This window comes from Empedobacter sp. UBA3239 (genome assembly GCF_002362875.1).
Classification (GTDB): Bacteria; Bacteroidota; Bacteroidia; order Flavobacteriales; family Weeksellaceae; genus Empedobacter; species Empedobacter falsenii_B.
Map to the genome: position 1 here is coordinate 1 of NZ_DEVJ01000035.1, position 25,398 is coordinate 25,398.

A 25,398-nucleotide genomic window follows, 5' to 3' on the forward strand; every position below is an offset into this window, starting at 1 on the left:
ACGCCGATGCAAATGCACCAGCAACAAGATTTAATACCAAAATCGTACAAAAAGAAAAACAGTACAAATACGAATATATGTACTGTTTAAAATAAAATTTTATTGGTCTAATCCTGTATCATTTTTTCAGGACGTTACATTTTACTATTGCATTTCCATTCTTCGCATTCCACCGCCTTCTCTTGGTCGGTCTCCGTTTCCGCCTTTTGTCGATTTACCACCAAACTGATTTAAGTTGAATGTTAACGAGAACATTACAAAACGAGTCAGAATATTATTGCGTTGATCGATTGTTGATTCTGCTGTAATTGTACGCGTATAACTGTTATTTTGATTCAATAAATCGTACACTTTCACACCAGCTTCCAACTTATCATCGAAGAAACGATACATCAAACTTGTATTCCACAAAAAGAAATCACGCTTGAAACCTGCTGCCATTCGAGAGTTATAATTGTAACTGAAATCATTTGTCCAAGTCAAATTTTTAGGAAAAGTAGATATCGTTTTAATTCCAAAATTGTGCGTAATATTATTTTGATTATCAATTGAGTAATTGACATATTTAGAATTTGTGAAGTTCAAACGATAAGAAGGTGAAATCGTTAAATAATCACCATAATCCCAATTTAATCTCAATGTAGGTGAAAGAGTTGTATTGTATTGCTCATATTTTACCGCATCTCTAAATCCTTGTGTTAAAGCATAACTCGCCGACATTCCTACATTTACTCTAAATTTATTGATTCCTTTTTGATATTGTTTATTAAAGAAAAAGTTACCATTCAGACGATAATTTCCTTTTACATTTTCATATGTTGTTGTTCGTTTATAAATCGAATAATCCATTTCTGTGTAATTCACAATATTCGATTCGTTGTATGTATAACCTAAGTTAGCGTTAAATCCTTGACGCGTTTTACGATCAAAATTGCTGAACATCAAATTGATTTGATGCGCTTTATTTGGATCAAGATCTGGATTACCTTTGAAAACATCTAACGGATCAGTTTCATCTAAAATCGGTAAAACTTGTGATGTCGAAGCCAAACTTGTCTGATAATTATACATTAAAGAAAGCGAGTTGTTTCCGCTTTGATAACGAATATTTCCCGAAATATCTGGCAAAGTTTTGTTTTGAGTTGAGCTGTAATCATCTGCTTTGAATGTTCCAAAATTTTGTTGATTATAGATATTTGCTCCAAAACGTATAGTTGCTGAAATTTTATTTTTGTTCAATAATAATTGTGCATATGGATTAAATTCATTCAATTGAGTTGAATAAAAACGCGTCAAATCATTGTTCAAATTGTCATATTCTCCCGTTATATCATTATAATTCCACGTTCTATTATTGGTTTCAGAATCGGTTAAATTATAAGCAGAACCTACAGCAATTTTCAAAGAATCTGTAATTGGATACGTATATTTTACATCAAAATTGTATTGATTATTCTTCGACATATTTTTTTCATTGATGTTTCGATAAATATCCGCTATCGAATCATTTGTATATAAAGTTGTTGAATTGATGAACGAATTTCGATCTGTTTTACCAATCGAAATACTTGAATTAAAGTCTAAATAAGATTTATTTTTGAATTTCTGATTAAGTGATAATAATGTATTAAATGTATTCGAATTTGATTTTCCATTCGATTTTTGATTCATTTGATTTCTCAAATCACCTAAATCAGAATATGTATTACTATCCGAAATAGATGAATTTGTAGATGATGAATTACTAAATGATGGATAAAAATAAATTTTAGTGTTGTTTTTCGTCCATTCTAAATTTGTTCCAAAATTATGACCATACGTTTCACTTTTAGTTTTAGAATTGGCATCAGAAGTATAAATATTTTTTGGAGCAAAATTTTCGATATGTTTGTATTGATCATTTTTTGAAAACGAATGATTTAAACGGTAATCAGCTCCAATTTTCAAATTATCATTTAATTGATCGCTATAATTCAATCCAATCGAAGTATTTGTCGTTACTCCATCAGAACCTCTTCTTCCCATTCCACCACGACCACGCGAACCTTCACCGCTTGTCATTCGAGAAGCTGCAATATCCGTCGAAGACCCAATCAAACTAATTTTCTTTTTACCTTTAAAATAATTTGCCATCAAATTGCCTTCGTAATGATTATCCGTTCCATAACCCGCCGTAGCTTTGAGCATATAACCTTTCTTTTTATCTTCTTTCAAGATAATATTTATCGAAGATTTATCCGATTTCGAACGTTCTCCAGAGAATTTTTCGTTCTTCGTTTTATAATCCGAAACCTGAATTTTTTTGATAATATCCGCAGGTAAATTTTCTAACGCAACTTTTCCGTCTGTTCCAAAAAATGGTTCACCATCAATTAAAATCTCATTAACATCTCTTCCATTTACCGTGATATTTCCGCTATCATCCATCTCAAAACCTGGTAATTCTCTCAACAAAGCTTCCAAATTTGCATTCGGTTTTACTTTGTAAGAATCAGCATTATATTCGATTGTATCTTGTTTTACAACCATAGGTTCCACATTTGTCACTACAACTTCATCCAAATCATAAATCATAGGATTGATGATAATTGTACCAAGATCGATATTGTTTTTGATGGATTCGAAACTTTGTTTGAAAACGCCTTCTAAAGGATCATCAATAATTAAATAAACTGGTTTATCTTGAAGATTAATTTCAATCTTGAACCTACCATCATCATCTGTAGATGTCGTAGAAATTTTAGTAGAATCGGCTTTGTTTCCTAAAATAACTTCAGAATCAGTTAAAGGAAAATTAAGTACATCCGTTACTTTTCCTGTAATTGTGACTTTTTCTTGTCCAAAAGAAAAAATCGTAATCAAACTAAAAAGAAATGATAGAATATATTTTGTCATGAGATGAATTGGTTACTTCATCTGTTAGACATCAAATTTTGGGCAAAGTTTAATTTTGATTAAAGTTTTTCCCAACTTTTATCCGAAATTTTATTTAGATCAATTTCAGAAGTTGTAATAAAAAGAGGTGTAATTTCTACAATTCGCTTTACCTGAGTTGTTTTTAGGTTAGATTTAGGACAAAATGTTTCGATTAAAACAATTTTTTCTGAATCAGAAGAATTGGATTTATAAAGCGTTTTTTGAATTTTTTTATCAATCTTCCAATTTGTACAACTTCCAATATTATAATATTCGAATGTTAAAAGTGGAAGAAATCCGAAGATAATTCCAAACATAAATTTCATCACATTCATAAAACTCCATCCGTCTTTCTTTTTGATAGAAAGTAGAAAAAGCACATAAATACTAACTGCCGCAGCAAATGTTAAAAGCTTTGGAAATAGTTTTGCAAAGTTATGATTCGCGAATTCTAAACTGATAAAATCTCCAATCAGAAAGTATCCAATAAACCATATAATAAAAATTGTACAGATGATTAAGATAATATTTCGAAGAGTTTTATTCATTTCACTTTAAGGTTTGTGTGGTATAAATATAAAAATATTCCTGTCAATAGACAGGAATACTCATACTAAAATAGATTTATTTATAAGATTTCAATAAATTCTCTAAAATTTCGCAGGCACATTCCGCCAAGTTTGTTCCTGGACCAAAGATTGCATCTGCACCATTTTGATAAAGATAATCATAATCTTGACGCGGAATAACACCTCCGACTACGATATAAACATCATCTCTACCTAATTTTTTCAATTGTTTTACAACTTCCGGAACCAACGTTTTGTGTCCTGCAGCCAAAGAAGAAATTCCTAAAATATGAACATCATTCTCTACAGCTTGTTTCGCAACTTCTGCTGGCGTCTGGAACAATGGAGAAATATCCACATCAAATCCCATATCCGCAAAAGAGGTTGCAACGACTTTAGCACCACGATCGTGACCATCTTGTCCCATTTTAGCTACCATAATACGAGGACGGCGTCCGTCTTCTTCAGCAAACTTGTCAGCTAAATTACGAGCTTCCTCAAATTTATTCATTTTACCTGCTTCCATGGCATAAACTCCTTGAATTCCTCTTGTAATCGCTTTATGACGTCCAAAAACAGTTTCTAATGCATCAGAAATTTCACCTAAAGTAACACGGCGACGAGCCGCTTCGATAGATAATTCTAATAAATTTCCTTCACCTGTTTCAGCAGCTTTTGTTAATTGTGCTAAAATATCTTGTACAGCTTCGCTATTACGCTTCGCCTTAATTTGATTTAATCGATCAATTTGTTTTTGACGAACAGCTGTGTTGTCAACTTCTAAAATTTCGAACTCTTGTTGTTCTAATTTCGAGCGGTAAGCATTTACACCTACAATCGCAACTTCACCAGAATCAATTTTGGCTTGTTTTTTTGCAGCAGCTTCTTCAATACGCATTTTTGGAATTCCAGCTTCTATGGCTTGCGTCATTCCACCTAATTCACGAACTTCTTGTATATATTCCCACGCTTGATTTGCCATTTCATTTGTCAAAGATTCAATCATAAAACTTCCTCCAAAAGGATCAGCTGTTCTACAAATTTGAGTTTCTTCTTGTAAAATGATTTGTGTATTACGTGCAATACGCGCCGAGAAATCTGTTGGTAAAGCAATTGCTTCGTCCAATGCATTGGTATGCAAAGATTGTGTTCCACCTAAAGCAGCAGCTAAGGCTTCGATCGCTGTACGACCAATATTGTTATAAGGTTCTTGCTCTGTTAAACTCCAACCAGAAGTCTGACAGTGTGTTCTCAACATTAATGATTTTTTATTTTGAGGCTCAAATTCTTGCATCAATTTTGCCCATAACATACGAGCAGCTCTCATTTTTGCAATTTCTTGAGGGAAATTCATTCCAATGGCCCAGAAAAACGATAAACGAGGAGCGAAGTCATCAACTTTCAATCCCGCTTCCAAACCAGTTTTTACATATTCGTAACCATCTGCAAGTGTATAAGCCATTTCCAAAACAGGCGTAGCTCCAGCTTCTTGCATGTGATAACCCGAAATAGAAATAGAATTGAAACGAGGAATTTTTTGAGAAGTATATTCGAAAATATCTGCAATAATTTTCATTGAAGGAGTTGGCGGATAAATGTATGTATTACGCACCATAAACTCTTTCAAAATATCATTCTGAATGGTACCAGAAAGTTGTTCTTGCGAAACACCTTGTTCTTCTGCAGCTACAATGTAGAACGCTAAAATAGGAAGAACAGCTCCGTTCATTGTCATCGAAACCGAAATTTTATCCAATGGAATTTCATTGAACAAAATTTTCATATCTTCTACAGAATCTATCGCAACGCCAGCTTTACCTACATCTCCAACAACACGTTCATGATCTGAGTCGTAACCGCGGTGAGTAGCCAAATCAAACGCAACAGAAAGACCTTTCTGACCAGCAGCTAAATTTCTTTTGTAAAAAGCATTAGATTCTTCTGCAGTAGAAAAACCTGCATATTGGCGAACTGTCCAAGGTTGACGAACATACATTGTCGTATAAGGACCGCGTAAATATGGGGCAACTCCAGGTAGAAAGTTAATCTGTTTCAGATCTTTTACATCATCGTAATTGTAATCACTTTTGACTTGTAAACTATCTAATTCAAATGACTCTATATGTGATGGATTAGAATTTAGATTTCGTTTAAATCTTAAATTCGAAAAATCTGTTTTGTGATTCATCTTGCTAAGATAAATAATTATCCATTAGATTTTATAAAATCACCAATTTTTGAAACTGCTTTTTGCAACTTTTTGTCAACAAAAGTTGAAAAAACATTTTAATCGAGTTTTTTGGTAAAATTATTGATTGAATTTGATTATCAATAAATTAAAAACGCACAAAAAATAATTATTATGAAGTTAGATTTTAGCAAGAGAACGATTCCAGAGACTCTGAGTGAGTTTCAGGATAAAAATACCTTTCAATGGCAAAATGATATTTTTGATTTGATGAAAAAGATCGATTCAAAAGAAGAAAAAGTTAATTTCCATTATTCGAGAGAAGATAATGTTTATATATCAAATTTTGATCCTCAATTTGTGAATGAAACGTTTCATTCGTTAAATAATTTTTTAGGATTAAAAAAAGGTGATTCTACACTTTTAAGTTCATCGGTTTTAGAAAATGAAGGAGAAATTTCATTGGTTCAAGCCATAGAAGGAGGTTTTGATTTGTATTGTCATGAAAATTCGGATAAAGTGAAGATTCCATTAACAGACGAAAGTCAAGACGAGATAGGATACGCATTAAATTATGCTTATTTGACAAAGAAACAGATTGAAAACTCTTTTGAAGATTTAGCAAGAATCGAAAAAATTGCTGTCGAAAGTGATGATTTGTCAGATGATTTGAAAAGTAAATTGAATGATCAAACGAAAACAACTTTTTATCAAGTTTTTACCGCGAATGGGTTTCCGATTGCATTAAAGAAAATAGATGAAACAGATTATACAGTTTTAGATAAAATAGAACTTTCGGAAGATGAAAAAGGTAATTTAGTCTTGAATTCGCCTTACGAAAAAGAATCACTAAATTTATATAGACAGGCTGTTGTTTCGGATGATCAGAAAAAGTTTAGATGGATTTCTGGAAATGAGTGTAAGTTGAATGGGAAAGATGTGGTGAATTTAGAATTGATCGAAGAGAAATTAAAACCATATATCAATTATAATTTTATTGTGATTGCTTTTCCGAAAAAAGGATCTACAAAAGATGTAATTTCTTTGGTAATAGAAAGTCGATTTGCAGAACATGTTGATATTCCAAAAAGTGAATTAGAATCTTATGAAGTTCCGCAACAAACATTTTTTATCGGAGATTTCCCAAAAAGTAATGATAAAGCAGCTATTAGAGCAGAATTAATTAGATTGTTGAAAGAATCTAACGAAAATAATTAATTCAAAAAGGGATACGACATCGTCGTATCCCTTTTTGAATTTAAGCAATAAACAATTTTTAGTATTGAATATCAATTAAAGATTTTAACGGAATCAAAACTCCATTCTTAATTTGTAAAAAATTATCCGTAACAGACCAAACAGTCGTCTCAATTTTCTTAGGACCTTGATCTGTTTGAAATGTAATATATGCTTTCGATTTGAATTCGTTTCCTAATCTTACTGCACCATTCAATTTGTTTGCCTCTACCGTTACTTCGTCTTTTGGCGCGTCTAAAAATTTATAGTTTCTTACTTCTTCTTTTTCGATAAGTTCTGCTTTCATCATTTTTTTAAATTTTGGTTAATTTAATCTTCCATAACACATGTATGAAATTAATCATATTTTTCAATAAACCATAACTTTCGTCATATTTTTTTGAACTTAATTAGAATTATTCAAAATACAGACCAAAATCAATTTTATGAAATTAAAATTTCATTAGAATATTAATCTTTTCTTCAACATATTAATCTGAAATAATATTATAGAAATCACTAAATTTGCAGAATGTCAGACGAAAAGAAATTTAAATCCGGTTTTGTAAACATCATAGGAAATCCAAATGTTGGAAAATCTACTTTGATGAATATGTTGATGAAAGAGCGTTTGGTTATCGCAACACATAAAGCGCAAACGACTCGTCATCGTATCAAAGGTATTTTGACAGGAGAAGATTATCAGATTGTATTTTCGGATACTCCTGGTGTTTTGGATCCTGCTTATGAACTGCAAACAAAAATGATGGATGCAGTAAATGAATCGTTGGTGGATGCCGACGTGATTCTTTATGTTGTAGAAATTGGAGAAAAACGATTGAAAAATGAACAAGTTTTCGAACGTCTGCAAAAAACATCTACACCAATTATTTTATTGTTGAATAAAATTGATACAGCTACGCCAGATCGATTGAATGAAGCGGTAGAATATTGGCACGAATTATTACCAAAAGCAGAGATTTTACCTATTTCGGCTAAAGAAAACGTTAATGTAGATTTGTTGATTAATAAGATCAAAGAAATTATTCCAGAAGGGCCACAATATTATCCAGAAGATCAATTAACAGACCGTTCGGAGCGTTTTATTGTAAACGAAGTAATTCGCGAAAAGATTTTATTAAACTATCAAAAAGAGATTCCTTATTCTGTTGAGGTAGTAACAGAACGCTTCAAAGAAGATTTGAATTTAATTTCTATCGAAGCTGAAATTTTTGTAGAACGCGATTCTCAGAAAGGAATTATTATTGGACATAAAGGAGAGTCTTTATCGAAAGTAGGAAAAGAAGCAAGAGAAGAATTAGAGAAATTCTTTGATAAAAAAGTATTCTTGAAACTTTTCGTGAAAGTGCGAAAAGATTGGAGAAGCAAAGAGAATGATTTGCGTCGTTTTGGTTATTAAAAACGATTAAAAAATAGATAAGTCTTGAGAAATCAAGACTTTTTTGTGGCTTTACCTAAATTTTAGTTGTAAATTTATAGAACAAAATCTATTCTAGAATTTAATTATTATGGCTAAAATATTATTTCCTACCGATTTTTCGGAAACAGCGAACAATGCTTTTTTGTATGCGTTAAACCTTGCAAAAGTTCTTAAAACAGATATTAAGTTAGTTTCGGTACAATCAAATCTTAAAAATTATCTTGAAGTTACAGAAGAAAACTTCGAAAATTATATCAATAAACTTAAAAATATTGCAAAAGAAAATAATCTTGAACACGTTAAAATAGAGAGTTCTTTGGTTGTTGGCGATTTGTTGTTGATGATTTTGGATATTATCAACAAAGACGATATACAATATGTGGTGATGGGAACGAATGGACAAAATAGTTTAGGTAAAAAGTTTTTTGGCTCTAATACCGTAAATGTCATTAACAATTCGCCTGCGCCTGTGTTGGTTGTTCCAAATAATGTAAAATTTAAAGAAGAAAGAAATTTTGCTTACGCTACATTATTTAATCAAAAAGAAGCAAAAGCTTTGGCACAAATGGAAGAAGTGACAAAACGTTACGATAAATTGTTGAACATTGTACATGTTGATGATAAATCGATTACTCCACAAATGTTAAGCGTGAAAAAAGAATGGGAAGAAGAATATCCTGAAGCGATGATTACAATTGAACCGAGCAAAGATGTAGAAGGAGGCTTAATCAATTATTGTACAAAAAATAACATTGATGTTTTAGGCGTTGTTCATCGTGAATTATCATCTTTCGAAAGATTATTTACAATCAATCATAGCCAACGATTATTGTCGAGTGCAAATGTAGCATTATTGGTTTTTCAGGAAAGTAAATAAATTAAAAACATAAAACTTAGAGCGGAGAATTCTCCGCTTTTTTGATTGGCTAAATTTTTGCAACAAATTTCTCAAAATACTTTTATGACGGAAGTTCAGAAAATAAAAAACCTCAAAAAACATAAAGCAATTGCAACAGGATTATTCATTTTGATGACTTTTATTTACTTTTTGATGGTTTATCTAAGTCAACATTCACCTGCGAAATGGATTGGATATGTGGAAGCATTTGCCGAAGCAGCAATGGTTGGTGCACTTGCCGATTGGTTTGCGGTTACGGCTTTGTTCAAATATCCGCTTGGACTTAAAATTCCGCATACAAATCTGATCGAAAATAGTAAAAATGCAATCGGAGATAATTTAGGACAGTTTGTAACTGAGAATTTTTTGACGCCATCTACAATTCGTCCATATATCGAGAAATTAGAAGTTGTAAAATATGCAGCAGATTGGTTGAATAAACCTGCTAATCAAGAAATGTTGCAAGAAGAGTTGATTAATTTCTCCAAGAAAATTGTCAAAGACTTAGATGATAAAGATGTCGTTGATTTTATAACCTTGAAAGGTGATGAAATTTTAAAACAGTTTGATTTACCTGAATTAGTATCATCAAGTTTAGAGTATATTTTAGAAAAGGAAAAACACAACGAAATTTTAGAAGCAATTATTCCAAAAGCGAAAGAATATATCTTAGAAAGTGATTTGATTATTAAAGATAAATTAAACGAAAAACATCCTGTGATTTCATTTTTTGCTGGTAAAAAAATATCGAAAGGAGTAGTAGAAGGCGTGGTGAGTTTTTTGGATGAGGTTGAAGAAGATAAAGAACATCCAATTCGTCATAATATCGAACGAATTATCCGAGAAAATATTCAGAATATAAAAGAATCTCCCGATTGGAAATTTAGGTTAGAATCGCTTCGAGATGATTTTATCACAAAAGAACGATTGAATGATTATGCTTTGGATTTGTGGTTGGCGATTAAACAAAATCTGACCGAAAGTTTTGATGATGAAAATTCTGCAATGCAAGTTTACATTAAGAAAAACATTAAAAAGTTAACCGAAAATTTGAACGATAACCAAGAAATGATTGATAAAATTAATGGTTGGGTGCGTCATTTTATTTACCGTATGATTTTACGAAATGTCAAAGAAATGGAAAGCTTGATTAGTAATACGGTTGATAAATGGGAAGGAAAAGAATTGAGCGAAAAGCTAGAATTGGAAGTTGGAAAAGATTTGCAATTTATTCGGATTAACGGGACGCTGGTTGGTGGACTTGTTGGTTTGGTTATTTACACGATTACGCAATTGGTATTTCATTAAAATATAAAAGCTCGAGAATTTCTCGAGCTTTTTCAATTAACAACTATAAATATTACTTAACTATGTTAAGTTTTTCATCTGCTTTCCAAATTCTATATTCTAAAGTATAGCCTTTTGGTACGTAAACTACGATTGGTAATTTGCTATTGTAACGCGTCTGCAAAGATTGAGCATGTACAATTTTTTCGACAGATTTATTGTCAAAACATCCCATTAAAGTTCCTGCTATATTTCCATCAGTTTCGAAGTTAAAATAATCATAACCCCAACCATCAACAGTTTTTTGATCAAAACTTCCACTTAAGAAAAATTGATTACAAGAATCAACCTTTGTTTTTTTCCCAGCAAATATTTCAACTAAATAGTTTTCTTCATTGGCTTGTGGTTTTAACGTGATAATTTTCTGTTCATATCCATCTTTTGCTTTTGGATACATTGAATAATCTATTTTCATATTTTTTTGTGCGAATGTTACCATAACCATTAATAATGCTGAAACGCTAAATACTTTTCTAAATTTCATACTAATCTGATTTTATTTGTTTTTCTATTAGTAAGATGCAAAAGTTGGGTGAATGGTTGTGTGAGGGAATGTTAAATATTTGTGAAATAAAAAAAGACAATCAATTGATTGTCTTTTTTGCTCCTCCTCTTGGGCTCGAACCAAGGACCCTCTGATTAACAGTCAGATGCTCTAACCAACTGAGCTAAGGAGGAGTATCGTTATCGATATTGTGTTGCAAATATAGAGCAAATTTTATTACTTCCAAATCTTAAAAGTATTTTTTTTCGTTCTATAAGTCGCATTAATAGACAACTCTTTGAAAATGAATCAGAAATAATTTAAAAAAATTATTCATAATGACGAAAAATTCCTTGTTGTGTTGCCGTCCACAAGGGGGCTTCTTTATTTGCTGCTTTTAACGCGCTTGCAGCCCACGTATTACACGTAAAAAATAAACTATAACTTCCTTTTGCTTCGTAAAACGAATCACTATCTCCATAAACAGCATCTGTTTTTATTAATTCGACTTTGTTATTTAGATCCAAATCAAATGATTGCTTGATGTAAACAATTAATTTTTGATACTCTTCTACACTCAAATCAACTTTTTTACAATTGTCATCTATCGTCATATTATCATAAAAAGTAGTATGAATCGCCGAATCTCCTAACCAAAACGCAGCGTTGAAAGCTGTAGAAAATTTAAGATCTTTCCATTCTGATGTATCCAAATAAAAGCCTTTATCTCCCCAACCAAAGGCAATATATTTGTATTCTTTTTTCGATTTTGTATGCGAAAAAGGCACAAAAGTAGACCAATCAATCGCTTCAGACTTTACTGGAACTACAATATCTGTATGTATGCCATTTGTCAAGATATACGCTGTGATTTGATCATTAGGCTTCTCATTTTGTTTATTAACTGGAATTAATGGCAGCAAAACTACTGCAAGTAAATACACCACAATCAGTAAAACTAAAGCACCTAAAGTTTTGAGAAGAATTCGAAAGATTTTTTTCATAGTATTTTGTTGTGTAACGAATATAAAACAAAAAACCTCGCAATTGCGAGGCTTTTCTTAATTTGATTCGTTGTAAAGTGTATTATGATCTTTGTCCAAGAAATTAAATTGTAAGTATTTGTACGCATCTCTTGGTACAATCTTAATCCACTTTTTATGCTTAAAAAACCATTTCATCTGAATGCTTGGCAATCCATGTTGTAAATAAGCAGCTACGAAAGGATGCACGTGTAACGACATTTTTCGTAAATCCTTATCTTTTCTGTCAAGGATATTCAAGAGCACTTGTTCAATTTTATCAATTGTAACGATAGGTGCTTCAACTTCATTCGATTCTTGGTTAGGATTTTCTTCAGTTGTAACGAAATTCACTTCTGGGCGAACGCGCTGTCTTGTAATCTGAATCAATCCAAATTTACTTGGTGGCAAAATCTTATGTTTTGCTTTATCTTTCGCCATTTCAGCTCTCAGATGCTCGAACAATTCTTTTTTATGTTCTACGTCCGTCATATCAATAAAATCGACCACAACAATTCCTCCCATATCACGTAATCGCAATTGACGTGCAATTTCCGAAGCAGCAATTTTGTTTACGGCAAAAGCTGAATCTTCTTGATTTTTAGAATTTCGAGAAATATTTCCCGAATTCACATCAATTACGTGTAACGCTTCTGTGTGTTCAATCACAAGATATGCACCTTTAGATTGTGGAATAGTTACCGTTTTACCAAAAGCTTGTTTAATTTGTCTTTCGACATTAAACTTCTCAAAAATTGGAACAAATGGATCGTCGTATTCTTTTACCAAATTAATTTTATCTGGTGCAATAACTTCCAAATATTCGCGCATTTCGTCAGCTAATTCGTCATCATCAACAGAAATTTTAATAAAATCATCATTAAAATTATCTCTCAAAATAGAAGAAGCTCTATCCATTTCACTAAGAATCTTAGCTGGGGCTTTCTTTTTCTGAAGATTTTTGAAGATTTGAGTCCATTTGTTTAACAAATAAGCTAAATCTGCTTGCAATTCTTCTGCGTTCTTCTCTTCGGCAACTGTTCTGATAATAACTCCGAAGCCTTCTGGTGTTAAACCTTCTAAAATTTTAATTAAACGATCGCGTTCTGGTTTTTGTTTGATTTTTTGCGAAATCGAAACACGTTCCGAAAATGGAACTAAAACTAAATATCGACCAGCAATTGAAATTTCAGAAGTAATTCTTGGTCCTTTCGTATGGATTGGTTCTTTTGTAATTTGAACCAAAACAGAATCACCTGGGGCAAAGATTTCTGTAATTTGTCCATCTTTGTCAATAGGTTCTTCCATACGGAAGTTCTTCAATTTTTCGGTTTTGTACGTGCCATTTGCTACAATTTTGTTGTATGCATTTGACGAGCGTATTTGTGGACCTAAGTCATGATAATGTAAAAATGCATCTTTCGAATAACCTATGTCAACAAAGGTTGCATTTAAACTGGGAGCTAATTTTTTGATTTTACCCAAGTAAATGTTGCCAACTGCAAAGCCATCATTTGCAGTATCTTGATGAAATTCCATCAAGCGACCTTCATCTAAAACTGCGATGCGTACTTGATCAGCTAAGGCTGAAATCACTAATTCTTTACTCATCAAAAAATTATGTTTTTAAAAATGATAAAAGCACTTTCCAAAATTTCCATTGAAAAGTGCTATCTAGTAAAAAGACTAAATAATTAATAGCTTAGCTACTAATTATTTTTTCTTTTTGTGTCTGTTAAGACGACGACGTTTTTTGCGTTTGTGCGTCGCTACCTTATGTCTTTTACGTTTTTTTCCGCTTGGCATGATACAATTATTTTATTGTTATTTGATTACGTTTGCTTCGCTAGTCTTTACATCTTCGATGAAAGTCTTCGCTGGTTTAAATGTAGGAACGTTATGTGCTGGGATAATGATAGAAGTACCTTTTGTAATGTTTCTACCTGTTTTTTCAGCTCTAGTTTTAATAGTAAAAGAACCAAATCCTCTTAAGTATACATTTTCTCCTTCTACTAATGATTTAATCACCTCCTCCATAAACGATTCTACCACTCTTTGAGTATCGCTCTTTTCAAGTCCTAATTTACCTGAAATGTTATTTACTATTTCTGCCTTTGTCATAATTCCTCTTATTATTCTTAAATTTGAAAGCGGGTGCAAATATAACGATAGTATCCTAACAAAAAAAGATTTTTTCAGTTTTTATGAACTTCAACTATCTGATTTTGTCATATTTTGACAAAAATAAACGAGATTTACCTTGGCGTCATACAAAAGACCCTTTTCACATTTGGTTGTCGGAAATTATTCTCCAACAAACAAGGGTTGACCAAGGTATGAAATTTTACAATAATTTCATACAAGAATTTGAGACTATTTTCGATTTGGCAAATGCCGACGAACAAAAAGTGCTAAAACTTTGGCAAGGACTGGGTTATTATTCCCGTGCCAGGAATTTACACTTCACGGCAAAGACGATTGCTGATGAATTAAATGGACAATTTCCGAATAATTTCAAAGATTTAAAAAAGCTAAAAGGCGTAGGAGATTACACTGCTGCTGCAATTGCATCTATTGTGTATGATGAATCTGTACCTGCTGTAGACGGAAATATGTTTCGAGTTTTTGCGCGATATTTTAATATTACTGATGATATAAGTTCGCCTAAAACAAAGAAGATTTTCTGGGATTTGGGCTTAGAAATCATTGATAAAAAACGTCCAGGTGATTTTAATCAGGCGGTGATGGATTTGGGTGCAACGATTTGTACACCAAAACAACCAAAATGTGAAATTTGTCCACTTAATGAGTCTTGTGAGGCGCTTCGATTAAATAAAGTAAACGAATTACCATTAAAATTGAAAAAGACAAAAGTTTCGAATCGTTTTTTACACTTTATTCTCATCGAAAATGAAGATAAAATTGCGTTGTCTAAACGAATTGGAAATGATGTTTGGAAAAATTTATTCACTTTTCCAAAAATCGAAACTGAAACTGATTTATTGGATAAAGGTTGGATTTTAGATCAAAATCTTGAAAATAATCTAACTTTTATCGAAGAAGAGAAACACATTTTGTCGCATCAAAATTTATTTATAAAATATTGGAAATTAAATGTATCTTTAAGAGATATAACAAATTTGCAAGCCGAAAATGATTTTGAAATGATTGCTTTGAACGATCTCGAACATTATCCGCTTCCAAAACCAATAGAAAAATTTATAAATAAACATTATTTGGATTAACTTTGTAAGTAACAAGCCACTAAAAACCTATTACAACTATGAATGGAACAACGAATAAAGTACTTTTGATCGGAAATTTGGGTGATGATGTAAAATTGCATCATTTTGACGAACAAAATTGTATTGGACGATTTCCTATTGCAACGACAGAATCTTATATCTCGAGAACGGGAGAGCGAATTACAGAAACAGAATGGCACAATATTGTGACACGTAATAAATTAGCAGAATTATGTGATCGTTATCTGAAAAAGGGAGATAAAGTTTTTGTTGAAGGACGCATCAAAACGCGAAAATGGGACGATAACGGACAAACGCGTTATACAACAGAAATCGTAGCAAATTCAATCGAGTTTTTGACACCAAAAATTGACAATGAACAACGTCAAGCCATGCAAAATGATCAGAACAAAGTTCAGCAAAGTCAACAAAACACAACAGTTGTCGAGCCACCTTTTATAGATGAAGGAGAAGACGATTTGCCTTTTTAGAAATTAAAAAATTAAATGAATTTTACAAAACCTAACGTTTTACAATGAATTTTAAAACTATAATAGCATTATGTAGTAGTGCTATTTTTTTTGTGTCGTGCAATAAAAGCGAAGAAGTTGCCAAACCTTTAGGGCAAGTTCGCCTCGAATATCCGCAACAAACTTATCTATCATTCAAAGAAAATGTGCCTTATACTTTTCAATATTCAAACTTTGGGAAGGTCATTGCGGGGAAAAAACCAAACTCTTCCAATATTGTTTATCCACGAATGAAAGCGACAATTTATCTGACATATTTTCCGGTTCAGTCACCACAAGATTTAATCGTTCAAATAAAAGAAAGTGAAAGTTTTGTGCAAGAACAGACGGTTAAAGCCAGTTTTATCTCGCCACAAGAATTTTCTTTTCCAGAAAAAAAGGTTTTTGGTACTATGTATGAATTAGGAGGAGAATCAGCGATTAATATTCAATTTCATGCGACGGATAGTGTAAAGAATTTTTTGGCAGGTTCGGTTTATTTTAAAACTCAACCAAAACCTGATTCTTTAGCTCCAGCAGTTGATTACATCAAAAAAGATGTAAAAAAATTGTTAGAAACCTTAGAATGGAAAAAATAAACAGCTTTGATAAATAAATTCGATTAATTTTGTAATCGTTTAATAAAATTAGAACATAAATAAATTTAAAACAATATGTTAATACAGATAGCTACCTTAATGCTTAGTTTGATGCTTTTAGTAATGTTGCACGAACTAGGACATTATGTAACAGCGCGATGGTTTGGCGTTCGTGTCGAACGTTTCTTTTGTTTTTTCGATGTGAAATTTGCCATTTGGAAAAAGAAAATTGGTGATACTGTTTACGGTATCGGTTGGTTGCCTCTTGGAGGATACGTAAAACTTTCGGGAATGATTGACGAAAGCATGGATTTGGAACAAATGAAACAAGAGCCAAAACCGTGGGAATTCCGTGTAAAACCAGCTTGGCAACGATTAATCATTATGTTAGGTGGTATTATTGTGAATATCATTTTAGCGATGATTATTTATACTATTTTGTTCATTTCTCAAGGAAAAAGCTTTGTTGATGTAAACAAAATGCAATACGGAATTGAAGTTGATGCAGCTCAAACTAAATTTGGCTTACAAAAAGGTGATATTCCAATTGGTGTAAATGGTGTAAAATATCAAGCGTTAAACGAAATAGGAAAAGAAGCTTTATTAGGTGGAGAAAAATTGGATGTAAAACGTCAAGGAAAAGAAGTTTCTTTACCAATTACAGAAGATTTCAGAACTGAAATTTTAAACGCTAAAGGTGCTTTCTTTGTACCTCAAATGCCAGCTGTTGTTGATTCTGTTGTTGAGAATAGTGCAGCACAAAAAGCAGGATTATTAAAAGATGATAAAGTAATTGCTGTTGATGGTTTCACAACACCATTGTATTCGGATGTAAAAAATAAATTAAAAGAATACAAAGGAAAAACTGTTTCTTTGAGTGTTGAAAGAAAAGGCGAGCCTATAGAATTGATGGTGAATGTTGGAAAAGATGGAACAATTGGTTTTAGTAATTCTAGAGCTTATTTAGAGTCTTTAATTTCTCAAGAAGATTATACAATTGGTGAAGGAATTTCAAAAGGAATTGTAGAGCCATTTGAAGCGATTGCAACGCAAGTTCGTGGAATTGGAACATTATTCCAAGTAAAAGACGGTCGTAAGCAAGTTGCTGGACCAATTGGAATGGTAAAACAAATGCCAAAAGAATGGAATTGGTTATTTTTCTGGTCATTCACAGCAATGATTTCTGCTTGGTTAGCATTCATTAACTTATTACCAATCCCAGGTTTGGACGGTGGACATGCTGTTTTTGCTATTTATGAAATGGTAACAGGTAAAAAACCAAGTGAAAAAGTTTTAGAAAAAGCACAAATGGTTGGAGTTGTAATTATCTTAGGATTAATGGTATTCATCTTCGGGAACGATATTGTGAACATGATTTTTAAATAAATTTTAAAATATTTTTTGTGGGTGTAAAAAATACTTCTATATTTGCACCCACAATTAAGCAACATTCCTCCTTAGCTCAGTTGGTTAGAGCATCTGACTGTTAATCAGAGGGTCCTTGGTTCGAGCCCAAGAGGAGGAGCTTTTTTAGTGAAATGTCAAACAAAGACTTAAAAATAAAATTTTAAAATATCGGATTTTCCTCCTTAGCTCAGTTGGTTAGAGCATCTGACTGTTAATCAGAGGGTCCTTGGTTCGAGCCCAAGAGGAGGAGCAAAAAAGACAATCAATTTGATTGTCTTTTTTTTATTTTATATCAATTTCAGTATGGTTATTCAACCAATCTTTTGCCATTTCGAATGCAGACAAATTTTTGCTCAATTCTAATGGTTGCTTCTTAAGTAATTTTAAAAACTGTTGATTAATCAAATCAATTGTGTAGCGTTCTGCTTGTTTTAACTGTTGTTTTTCTCTGTTTGATACGTAATAATTATTTTCATTAATAAATTTGAAATAATCATTGACCAATTCCCAAAGTTCAGGAATTCCTTTTCCGATTAATCCAGAACCGATAATTGATTTTCTTTTCCATTGAGATGATTTGGTTGGTAAAAATTGTAATGAACGAACAATATCCAATTTTGCATCTTTCACTAATTTTTCTTGAAACGAATCTGATTTATTGACAAAAATTAAATCAGCCATTTCCATAATTCCTCGTTTTATTCCTTGTAAATCATCTCCAGAACCCGGAAGTTGAAGAAATAGGAAAAGATCTGAAATTTCATTTACTAAGGTCTCAGATTGTCCAACACCGACAGTTTCAATCAAAATATTTTCAAACCCTGCTGCTTCGCATAATAAAATTGCTTCATATGTACGTGACGTAACACCACCTAAAGAACCGTTAGAAGCGCTTGGACGTATATAAGCATTTTCTTCTCGCGATAAGTCCTCCATGCGTGTTTTGTCGCCTAAAATACTTCCTTTGGAAAGTGAACTACTTGGGTCAATTGCTAAAATTGCTACTTTTTCATCTTTACTCAGAATATATTTACCCAATGATTCGATAAAAGTACTTTTACCAACACCGGGAATTCCTGTAATGGCAATTCTTTTTGAAGTTTTGGAAACAGGTAGTAAGCTAATGATATGTTGCGCTAATTTCAAATCGTCTAAACGATTGCTTTCGGCTAGTGTAATAGCTCGCGATAAGGCAAAACGATCGCCTTCTTTTATTTTTTGAGCAAGTATTTCGGGGTCAATTTTTCGCATAAGACACAATCTTAGATTAAAGATAAAGTCTTAATTAAGAATAAAAAAATACAATCGAAATTTGTGAATGTATTTTATATAGCTCTTGTGTTTATTGGTATAAAAAATAAAACAAATATAATTGATTATATATTTTAAATTCAATTATATAAACTTCATTAATTCGTAATTATGAATTTTTTTGTTCCTCTTTAATTCTTTTTATAAAAGCAGAAGGAGATTCATTCATGATTTGAGTAAAAGTTGTCGTAAAAGTACTGTGAGAAGCAAATCCACAATCGCTTGCTAAATAACTTACTTTCGTATTAATGTATTTCGGCTCATTTTGAAGTCGATTCACAATGTAATTTACTCTCAACTCATTCAAATAAGAATTAAACTGTTTTTGACGATGAGTTTTAATGATTTCGGAAAGGTATTTTGTATTCGTTTCAAATTGTTTTGATAATGAAGCAAGGTTAATATCTTTCTTAGTAAAGCCTTTATTCTTCTCAAATAACTCTAATTTTCGAAGTAAGTCATTCTCGGTTTTAGATGAAATGCTAAGGTTATTCGTTGGTTTTTCTTCAATCATAACCTCTGTTGGTGGAGTTGGAGAAATGATTTTATTTGTAACCTCTTCTTTGATTGGTTCAGAAGTAATTTCTTTAATCTCTTTTACAGAACTTATTTCTTCGACAGAAATCTCAGTTGATTGTTTAGTTTTTTTGGAAACAAAGTAAATAATTAATCCTAAGATAATTATCGCTGAAATTAATAATAAAATGATTAACCAAGTTTCCATTTTTTGTAAAATTTATATTCCGAATTAATAAAATAAAACCAATTGAAAATCATAGAAATAATTGATTTTTACTGATTATACTATTGTAAAAATACTCCGAAATTTTGAAATAAAAAAGGCTAACTTTTAAGAGTTAGCCCTTTTTTGAAATTCATCTTTGCTTGGAGAACAACCACAGCCTTTTGAGCATCCATCTCCTTTTGAACTAAATGAGCTTCTAATTAATTTTACAACATACCAAACTGCAAATCCGAAAAGGAAAGCGATAAAAATATATTGTATCCAAATATTGTCCATACTATTATTTTAAAAAATGATATGCAATAAATGCAACTACATATGCCAAACCTGTCATAAACCCTGTCTGAATCAATGTCCATATCCAAGAATTTGTTTCGCGTTTTACGATTGCAATTGTGCTCATGCATTGCATTGCGAATGCATAAAATAACAACAACGAAACTCCTGTAGCAAGGTTATATGCTGGTTCTCCTGTATTTTGGTTAATCTCATTTTTCATACGATGAAGTAAACGATCTTTTTGACCATTGTCTTCAACATCAACTTCTCCTAAACTATAAACCGTTGACATCGTTCCGACAAAAACTTCACGCGCAGCGAATGATGAAATTAAACCAATTCCCATCTTCCAATCGTATCCTAAAGGCTCTACAACTGGCTCTATAACTGATCCTAATCTGCCTAAATATGAATGTTCTAATTTGTAAGAAGCAATTTCATTTGCTAAATCTTCTTCATTCATTTTTGGGTGATGAGCAGTTACAATTTCTTCTGCATTTTTGAATTGTTCTCCAGGTCCGAAAGCTCCTAAAACCCATAGAATAATCGAAATTGCAAATATGATTTTACCCGCATCAACTAAAAATCCTAACGTTTTTTCCCAAACATTAATTCCAACATTTTTCCAATCAGGAAGTTTGTACGTTGGCATTTCTAAAATTAGGTAACTTTTATGTTTTGCTTTAATGATTAAATTCAATAAAATAGCACTTCCTAATGCGCCTAAAACACCTAAAATGTACATCACAAATAACGCCAAAGCTTGGTAACTTAATCCAAAAATATGTTCGTCGGGAATTACTAAAGCAATTAAAACGATGTAAATTGGTAAACGAGCCGAACACGTCATAAAAGGCGTTACAAGTATCGTTAATAGACGTTCTTTATCATTTTCGATATTACGCGCAGACATGATTGCAGGAACGGCACAGGCAACACCAGAAATTAATGGAACGACACTTTTTCCGCTTAATCCAAATGGTTTTAACCATCTGTCCATTAAATAAACCACGCGGCTCATGTAGCCCGTTTCTTCCATTATTGAAATGAATAAAAACAAAATGGCAATTTGCGGAACGAAAACGGCAATCCCTTCTATACCTGGGATTATTGCACCTCCAATGATTTCGTTGATAGGACCTTCGGGAATTAAACTAATTGCTTTTTCGTCAATCCAACCAAATAAATCTTCGACCATTGTCATTAATGGTGCAGACCATGTGTAAACGGCTTGAAAGATTAATAATAAAATTCCTAAAAAGATGATGTATCCAAAAATTGGATGAATCAATGTTTTATCAATTTTATCGGTTAAGGTTTCATTTCCGTCAAAATTATACGAAATAATATCGTTTAATTTTTCCTCTAAAATTTTATTTCGATCTAAGGCTTCTTTGACTTGTAATCGTTTCGAAACAATAGAATTTTCTTTTTTAATTGTATCTAATTTACTTAAATTTTCTTTCGATTCGAACGGAACTTCTTTCTGTGAAAGATATTGCCAAGCTAAATAATCAGATTTAAGATTAAATTCATTCTTGATTTTTTCTACAATAGAAAGATACTCTTTTGGAATTTCGTAATGACGATTATATGGAGTTGCGTCTTTTGTAAAAGCTTCTACTAATTCATCAATTCCTTCGCTTGTACGCGCGTTTGTTAAGTATATTTTTGTTTGAAGAAAATCTTCTAACTTTTTCAAATCAATATTAAGTCCCTTGCTTTTGATTTCATCTTTCATATTGATGACAAAAATTGCAGGAACGTCTAAATCTCGAACTTGTTGATACAACAAAATCGATCGTTTTAGATTAGATGGTTCACCAACAACAACCGCCAAATTTGGGTAATGGTTATTGGTTTTGTCTCCTAAAGTTTTGAGAACAATTTCTTCATCCAAAGAGCTTGGATAAATTGTATACGTTCCGGGAAAATCTGTAATTAGAAATTTATTTCCGTTACGTTCGATATTTCCTTCACGTTTTTCTACCGTCACACCTGGGTAATTCCCAACTTTTTGACGAAGATTTGTTAATTTATTAAATAACGAAGTTTTACCAACATTTGGGTTACCAATTAAGGCAATTTTATAATGATTCATTATTTTTTTGTTATCAAAATTTTATCGGCTTCGTTTCTTCTTAAAGCTAAAACAGACTTGTTAGAGATGATACTAATGCAAATAGGACCACCAAACGGAGCCTTATTTTTTACCAATAAACTTGTTCCTGGAATAAAGCCCATTTCGTAAAACTTAGCAGGTATGTCTTCTGTACTAAATCCAGTTACAACTGCTTGTTCACCAATTTTTAAATCTTTTAAAGAATAATTTTCAACCATTTCTACCAATCTATCTATGATTTTACTAGATGCAAAGATATTTATTTTTAATTAATCCAAATAGAAGATATGTCATAGTTTTTTTATCTTTCTAATTAAATTTCAATGAATTCAAGTATCTAAATTCAAAATTTTGATTATCTTTGCACTCAATTTTCATTTATAAACATTAATTATGTACGCAATTGTAGAGATAGCAGGGCTTCAATACAAAGTTGAAAAAGACCAACAATTGTTTGTAAACCGTTTAGCTGGTGAAGCAGGTGACGAAGTAAAATTCGACCGTGTTTTATTAACAGATAACGGAGCAATCACTGTCGGCGCCCCAGTTATAGACGGAGTTACCGTAGTAGCTAAAATCGTTGAACACGTGAAAGGAGACAAAGTAATCGTTTTCAAAAAGAAAAGAAGAAAAGGTTACCAAAAGTCTAACGGTCATCGTCAACAATTCACTAAAATTGAAATTGCTTCAATCGGTTAAGATTGAGCAGAGATTAATTATTAACTCTTAAAAACAAAACGAAATGGCACATAAGAAAGGGGTCGGAAGTTCGAAAAATGGTCGTGAATCACATTCGAAACGTTTAGGTGTTAAAATTTTTGGTGGACAAGCAGCAATCGCTGGTAACATTATTGTTCGTCAAAGAGGTACTCAACATCATCCTGGTGATAATGTAGGAATCGGTAAAGATCACACATTATTCGCTTTAATTGACGGAAAAGTAGTTTTCACTAAAAAACGTAACGATAGATCTTACGTTTCAGTTGAACCATTATCTTAATTGATAATTCGACAGCGAAAATGCTAACAATATAAAAGCTCGAACTTATTGGTTCGAGCTTTTTTTTGTTTTTATAGTTTTTTAATACAGCAGCAAGTATAAAAATAATGACACCAATAATTAAAGTAGGAAACCAAAAAACGAGACATATTTCAGAAATTTTCACAGAGAGCTTACTTAAATTTCCTCTTGCTGTAAACATACTCATTGCATAAATAAACATTATGAATGATAATGATATCAAAACAATTCCTATTAAGAATAACGTATTTTTTATTGAAAATTTTCTAGACATAATTTAAAAAATAAACTAAAATACAACTTATTTCAACTAAAAAAGCATCCAATTTCTTGAATGCTTTTGATATTATATTTGATGTGAAGCTTATTAATGTTGATCATCTTCGTCTTCCGTCTCAACTCCCCAACCTTGTGCCGTCAACGGAACCATTTGCTCGCTTCCTCGGGTAATTAAGTAATTTTCTTCGTTTTTACCAGTTACATGTCCAATTACCGTTAAATGTGGATTTCCTTTGATTTTCTCGAAATCTTTTTGATTAATTGTAAACAGCAATTCATAATCTTCTCCACCGCTTAATGCACATGTAATTGGATTAATTTTGAATTCTTCAGCAGTACGAATTACAATAGAATCTAACGGAATTTTTTCTTCATAAATATTAATTCCAACACCACTTTCTTTCGAAAGATGAATAATTTCAGAAGATAATCCGTCTGAAATATCAATCATAGAAGTTGGTTTAACTTTCAATTCTTTCAAAAGATTGATAATATCCAAACGCGCTTCAGGTTTTAATTGACGTTCAATTAAATATGAATAATTTTCGAAATCTGGTTGATTATTAGGATTTACTTTTGAAACTTGCGCTTCGCGTTCCAAAACTTGCAAACCAAGAAAAGAAGCACCTAAATCTCCAGAAAGTACAACTAAATCATTTTCCTTCGCACCATTTCTATAAGCTATATCTTTTTCTGGAGTCGAACCAATCGCCGTCATACTTAGAACAAGTCCGCTAACAGAAGAAGTTGTATCACCTCCCACAATATCGATATTGTATTTATCGCAAGCGTATTTCATTCCGTTGTAAATTTCGTCCACAGCTTCTATCGTAAAACGATTCGAAATTGCCATCGAAACCAACAATTGTTTTGGAATTGCATTCATCGCCAAAATATCACTAATTGCCGTCACAACCGCTTTATACCCCAAGTGACGTAAAGGCATATACGACCAGCTAAAATTTACGCCTTCTACTAACATATCAGTAGAAACCACAATTTTCTCTTTTTTATAATCAAGAACAGCTGCATCGTCACCAATTCCTTTGATAGAACTTTCTAATTTGATCGGAAAACCTTCTTTGATTTGGTTAATTAAACCAAATTCTCCAATTTCGGCTAAACTTGTTTTTGAAACGTTTTTATCTTCTAACATGATTTTATTTTTGAGTAAAGATTGAAGGATCTATATTTTCTGAACGAAAAGGTAAATTGATAATGTCTTGTTTCGACATTGTTTTCACGGTTTGTCCTTCAAATGATTTTTTAATATTTTCTAACATTTCTGTTGGTGGAGATTGCATTTTTCTTTTTGACATCGAAAACCAAACACCTGTCAATTCAGAATGGCAAAGATGTACACCATCTTGATTATATAAATTATGAATAAATTGATAAATCATTCCATCTTCCGACATTCCACCAATTTCTACCGAAATATAAATTTCTTCACCTTCCATTGCTTCCTTAAAAAAAGAAAATTGTTCGTGCAAAATAGCTGGTCCAATTCCGTATTCAGCCAAATTTTTCATCGAAATGCCATAATCTCTCAAAAAAGCAATACGTGCAAAACTTGTAAAATTCATATACGAAGCGTTCGCTAAATGGCGATTAGCATCCAAATCTGACCATCGAACAATGGTTTTTTGAAAATTTTTATTATTCATGAATTGAAAAATTATTTAAGGCACAAAGTTACGGATTACTATTTACACGAAAATGATAATATTTTTAATCATCGTAAATAATAAAAAACAATAAGATTTAACATCAAATTAAA

Annotated in this window: 24 protein-coding genes and 3 tRNA genes; 12 read left to right on the forward strand and 15 right to left on the reverse strand. The window is 31.9% G+C overall.

Annotation, left to right across the window (positions count from 1 at the left end; genetic code table 11):
• Nucleotides 1–144: 144 nt before the first annotated feature.
• The 3 genes from B4G36_RS04535 to scpA form a co-directional block, all read right to left on the reverse strand.
• Complete coding sequence (locus B4G36_RS04535) at nt 145–2,895, reverse strand: TonB-dependent receptor (protein WP_291062338.1); 2,751 nt, start codon at nt 2,893–2,895, stop codon at nt 145–147.
• A gap of 59 nt (nt 2,896–2,954) precedes the next feature.
• Nucleotides 2,955–3,464, reverse strand: coding sequence for a hypothetical protein (locus B4G36_RS04540; protein ID WP_291062340.1), 510 nt, complete (start codon nt 3,462–3,464; stop codon nt 2,955–2,957).
• A gap of 76 nt (nt 3,465–3,540) precedes the next feature.
• Nucleotides 3,541–5,673, reverse strand: coding sequence for a methylmalonyl-CoA mutase (gene scpA / locus B4G36_RS04545; RefSeq protein WP_291062342.1), 2,133 nt, complete (start codon nt 5,671–5,673; stop codon nt 3,541–3,543).
• Between the two features lie 174 nt (nt 5,674–5,847).
• On the opposite strand from scpA, the gene B4G36_RS04550 reads away from it, so the two are divergent.
• Nucleotides 5,848–6,891: a hypothetical protein gene (locus B4G36_RS04550; RefSeq protein WP_291062344.1), complete on the forward strand. Its 1,044-nt coding sequence runs from the start codon at nt 5,848–5,850 to the stop codon at nt 6,889–6,891.
• 58 nt (nt 6,892–6,949) lie between these two features.
• Here the strand turns inward: B4G36_RS04550 and B4G36_RS04555 are convergent, their stop codons facing one another.
• Nucleotides 6,950–7,219, reverse strand: coding sequence for a hypothetical protein (locus tag B4G36_RS04555; protein WP_291062346.1), 270 nt, complete (start codon nt 7,217–7,219; stop codon nt 6,950–6,952).
• A gap of 222 nt (nt 7,220–7,441) precedes the next feature.
• On the opposite strand from B4G36_RS04555, the gene era reads away from it, so the two are divergent.
• From era to B4G36_RS04570, 3 genes are all read left to right on the forward strand, one after another.
• Nucleotides 7,442–8,329 carry a GTPase Era gene (gene era / locus B4G36_RS04560; protein ID WP_291062348.1) on the forward strand — a complete coding sequence of 296 codons (888 nt, stop codon included), beginning with the start codon at nt 7,442–7,444 and terminating at the stop codon, nt 8,327–8,329.
• A 109-nt stretch (nt 8,330–8,438) separates the two neighbouring features.
• The gene (locus B4G36_RS04565) at nt 8,439–9,227 is read left to right on the forward strand and encodes a universal stress protein (RefSeq protein WP_291062350.1); all 789 of its coding nucleotides are present in this window, start codon (nt 8,439–8,441) and stop codon (nt 9,225–9,227) included.
• A 45-nt stretch (nt 9,228–9,272) separates the two neighbouring features.
• Complete coding sequence (locus tag B4G36_RS04570; RefSeq protein WP_291062352.1) at nt 9,273–10,556, forward strand: DUF445 domain-containing protein; 1,284 nt, start codon at nt 9,273–9,275, stop codon at nt 10,554–10,556.
• 52 nt (nt 10,557–10,608) lie between these two features.
• Here B4G36_RS04570 and B4G36_RS04575 read toward each other — a convergent pair whose 3' ends face one another.
• From B4G36_RS04575 to B4G36_RS04595, 5 genes are all read right to left on the reverse strand, one after another.
• On the reverse strand, nt 10,609–11,079 hold the full coding sequence (locus tag B4G36_RS04575) for an ecotin family protein (RefSeq protein ID WP_291062354.1): 471 nt from the start codon (nt 11,077–11,079) through the stop codon (nt 10,609–10,611).
• A 120-nt stretch (nt 11,080–11,199) separates the two neighbouring features.
• Nucleotides 11,200–11,273, reverse strand: a tRNA-Asn gene (locus B4G36_RS04580).
• Between the two features lie 135 nt (nt 11,274–11,408).
• Complete coding sequence (locus tag B4G36_RS04585; RefSeq protein ID WP_291062356.1) at nt 11,409–12,083, reverse strand: TIGR02117 family protein; 675 nt, start codon at nt 12,081–12,083, stop codon at nt 11,409–11,411.
• 57 nt (nt 12,084–12,140) lie between these two features.
• Nucleotides 12,141–13,712, reverse strand: coding sequence for an Rne/Rng family ribonuclease (locus tag B4G36_RS04590; RefSeq protein WP_291062358.1), 1,572 nt, complete (start codon nt 13,710–13,712; stop codon nt 12,141–12,143).
• A gap of 213 nt (nt 13,713–13,925) precedes the next feature.
• Nucleotides 13,926–14,222: an HU family DNA-binding protein gene (locus B4G36_RS04595; RefSeq protein WP_019975652.1), complete on the reverse strand. Its 297-nt coding sequence runs from the start codon at nt 14,220–14,222 to the stop codon at nt 13,926–13,928.
• A gap of 104 nt (nt 14,223–14,326) precedes the next feature.
• Between B4G36_RS04595 and mutY the strand changes: the two genes are divergently transcribed.
• From mutY to B4G36_RS04625, 6 genes are all read left to right on the forward strand, one after another.
• A complete protein-coding gene (mutY, locus tag B4G36_RS04600; RefSeq protein ID WP_291062360.1) occupies nt 14,327–15,346 on the forward strand; it encodes an A/G-specific adenine glycosylase in 1,020 nt (339 codons plus the stop codon).
• Nucleotides 15,347–15,384: 38 nt separating this feature from the next.
• Nucleotides 15,385–15,837: a single-stranded DNA-binding protein gene (locus B4G36_RS04605; RefSeq protein WP_038334855.1), complete on the forward strand. Its 453-nt coding sequence runs from the start codon at nt 15,385–15,387 to the stop codon at nt 15,835–15,837.
• Between the two features lie 44 nt (nt 15,838–15,881).
• Nucleotides 15,882–16,454, forward strand: a complete 573-nt coding sequence (locus B4G36_RS04610; protein WP_291062362.1) for a gliding motility lipoprotein GldD — start codon at nt 15,882–15,884, stop codon at nt 16,452–16,454.
• 75 nt (nt 16,455–16,529) lie between these two features.
• Nucleotides 16,530–17,840, forward strand: a complete 1,311-nt coding sequence (gene rseP, locus B4G36_RS04615; protein WP_291062364.1) for an RIP metalloprotease RseP — start codon at nt 16,530–16,532, stop codon at nt 17,838–17,840.
• Between the two features lie 65 nt (nt 17,841–17,905).
• A tRNA-Asn gene (locus tag B4G36_RS04620) sits at nt 17,906–17,979 on the forward strand.
• 58 nt (nt 17,980–18,037) lie between these two features.
• Nucleotides 18,038–18,111 (forward strand) — tRNA-Asn (locus tag B4G36_RS04625).
• Nucleotides 18,112–18,143: 32 nt separating this feature from the next.
• Here the strand turns inward: B4G36_RS04625 and meaB are convergent.
• The 4 genes from meaB to B4G36_RS04645 form a co-directional block, all read right to left on the reverse strand.
• Nucleotides 18,144–19,112: a methylmalonyl Co-A mutase-associated GTPase MeaB gene (gene meaB, locus B4G36_RS04630; protein ID WP_291062365.1), complete on the reverse strand. Its 969-nt coding sequence runs from the start codon at nt 19,110–19,112 to the stop codon at nt 18,144–18,146.
• A 169-nt stretch (nt 19,113–19,281) separates the two neighbouring features.
• Nucleotides 19,282–19,896, reverse strand: a complete 615-nt coding sequence (locus B4G36_RS04635; RefSeq protein WP_291062366.1) for a helix-turn-helix domain-containing protein — start codon at nt 19,894–19,896, stop codon at nt 19,282–19,284.
• Between the two features lie 301 nt (nt 19,897–20,197).
• Nucleotides 20,198–22,297 (reverse strand): ferrous iron transport protein B, encoded by a 2,100-nt coding sequence (feoB, locus tag B4G36_RS04640; protein ID WP_291062367.1) that lies wholly within the window; start codon nt 22,295–22,297, stop codon nt 20,198–20,200.
• Complete coding sequence (locus B4G36_RS04645) at nt 22,297–22,536, reverse strand: FeoA family protein (protein ID WP_038334874.1); 240 nt, start codon at nt 22,534–22,536, stop codon at nt 22,297–22,299. Before B4G36_RS04645 ends, feoB begins: the two co-directional genes overlap by 1 nt.
• Before the next feature lie 175 nt (nt 22,537–22,711).
• On the opposite strand from B4G36_RS04645, the gene rplU reads away from it, so the two are divergent.
• Both rplU and rpmA read left to right on the forward strand, forming a co-directional pair.
• Entirely contained in the window at nt 22,712–23,017 is a 306-nt protein-coding gene (rplU, locus tag B4G36_RS04650; RefSeq protein WP_188319372.1) for a 50S ribosomal protein L21, read from the forward strand.
• Between the two features lie 43 nt (nt 23,018–23,060).
• Complete coding sequence (gene rpmA / locus B4G36_RS04655) at nt 23,061–23,318, forward strand: 50S ribosomal protein L27 (RefSeq protein WP_038334883.1); 258 nt, start codon at nt 23,061–23,063, stop codon at nt 23,316–23,318.
• A 388-nt stretch (nt 23,319–23,706) separates the two neighbouring features.
• Here rpmA and thiL read toward each other — a convergent pair whose 3' ends face one another.
• Nucleotides 23,707–24,774: a thiamine-phosphate kinase gene (gene thiL, locus B4G36_RS04660; RefSeq protein WP_291062368.1), complete on the reverse strand. Its 1,068-nt coding sequence runs from the start codon at nt 24,772–24,774 to the stop codon at nt 23,707–23,709.
• Nucleotides 24,775–24,778: 4 nt separating this feature from the next.
• Nucleotides 24,779–25,285: an acyl-CoA thioesterase gene (locus B4G36_RS04665; protein ID WP_291062369.1), complete on the reverse strand. Its 507-nt coding sequence runs from the start codon at nt 25,283–25,285 to the stop codon at nt 24,779–24,781.
• Nucleotides 25,286–25,398: the final 113 nt, after the last annotated feature.

What these genes read in the sequence shown, in the direction of transcription:
- B4G36_RS04535 (WP_291062338.1), bottom strand. Translation starts at nt 2,895, where the DNA reads ATGACAAAATATATTCTATCATTTCTTTTTAGTTTGATTACGATTTTT.
- B4G36_RS04540 (WP_291062340.1), bottom strand. Translation starts at nt 3,464, where the DNA reads ATGAATAAAACTCTTCGAAATATTATCTTAATCATCTGTACAATTTTT.
- scpA (WP_291062342.1), bottom strand. Translation starts at nt 5,673, where the DNA reads ATGAATCACAAAACAGATTTTTCGAATTTAAGATTTAAACGAAATCTA.
- B4G36_RS04550 (WP_291062344.1), top strand. Translation starts at nt 5,848, where the DNA reads ATGAAGTTAGATTTTAGCAAGAGAACGATTCCAGAGACTCTGAGTGAG.
- B4G36_RS04555 (WP_291062346.1), bottom strand. Translation starts at nt 7,219, where the DNA reads ATGATGAAAGCAGAACTTATCGAAAAAGAAGAAGTAAGAAACTATAAA.
- era (WP_291062348.1), top strand. Translation starts at nt 7,442, where the DNA reads ATGTCAGACGAAAAGAAATTTAAATCCGGTTTTGTAAACATCATAGGA.
- B4G36_RS04565 (WP_291062350.1), top strand. Translation starts at nt 8,439, where the DNA reads ATGGCTAAAATATTATTTCCTACCGATTTTTCGGAAACAGCGAACAAT.
- B4G36_RS04575 (WP_291062354.1), bottom strand. Translation starts at nt 11,079, where the DNA reads ATGAAATTTAGAAAAGTATTTAGCGTTTCAGCATTATTAATGGTTATG.
- B4G36_RS04585 (WP_291062356.1), bottom strand. Translation starts at nt 12,083, where the DNA reads ATGAAAAAAATCTTTCGAATTCTTCTCAAAACTTTAGGTGCTTTAGTT.
- B4G36_RS04590 (WP_291062358.1), bottom strand. Translation starts at nt 13,712, where the DNA reads ATGAGTAAAGAATTAGTGATTTCAGCCTTAGCTGATCAAGTACGCATC.
- B4G36_RS04595 (WP_019975652.1), bottom strand. Translation starts at nt 14,222, where the DNA reads ATGACAAAGGCAGAAATAGTAAATAACATTTCAGGTAAATTAGGACTT.
- B4G36_RS04605 (WP_038334855.1), top strand. Translation starts at nt 15,385, where the DNA reads ATGAATGGAACAACGAATAAAGTACTTTTGATCGGAAATTTGGGTGAT.
- B4G36_RS04610 (WP_291062362.1), top strand. Translation starts at nt 15,882, where the DNA reads ATGAATTTTAAAACTATAATAGCATTATGTAGTAGTGCTATTTTTTTT.
- rseP (WP_291062364.1), top strand. Translation starts at nt 16,530, where the DNA reads ATGTTAATACAGATAGCTACCTTAATGCTTAGTTTGATGCTTTTAGTA.
- meaB (WP_291062365.1), bottom strand. Translation starts at nt 19,112, where the DNA reads ATGCGAAAAATTGACCCCGAAATACTTGCTCAAAAAATAAAAGAAGGC.
- B4G36_RS04635 (WP_291062366.1), bottom strand. Translation starts at nt 19,896, where the DNA reads ATGGAAACTTGGTTAATCATTTTATTATTAATTTCAGCGATAATTATC.
- feoB (WP_291062367.1), bottom strand. Translation starts at nt 22,297, where the DNA reads ATGAATCATTATAAAATTGCCTTAATTGGTAACCCAAATGTTGGTAAA.
- B4G36_RS04645 (WP_038334874.1), bottom strand. Translation starts at nt 22,536, where the DNA reads ATGGTTGAAAATTATTCTTTAAAAGATTTAAAAATTGGTGAACAAGCA.
- rplU (WP_188319372.1), top strand. Translation starts at nt 22,712, where the DNA reads ATGTACGCAATTGTAGAGATAGCAGGGCTTCAATACAAAGTTGAAAAA.
- rpmA (WP_038334883.1), top strand. Translation starts at nt 23,061, where the DNA reads ATGGCACATAAGAAAGGGGTCGGAAGTTCGAAAAATGGTCGTGAATCA.
- thiL (WP_291062368.1), bottom strand. Translation starts at nt 24,774, where the DNA reads ATGTTAGAAGATAAAAACGTTTCAAAAACAAGTTTAGCCGAAATTGGA.
- B4G36_RS04665 (WP_291062369.1), bottom strand. Translation starts at nt 25,285, where the DNA reads ATGAATAATAAAAATTTTCAAAAAACCATTGTTCGATGGTCAGATTTG.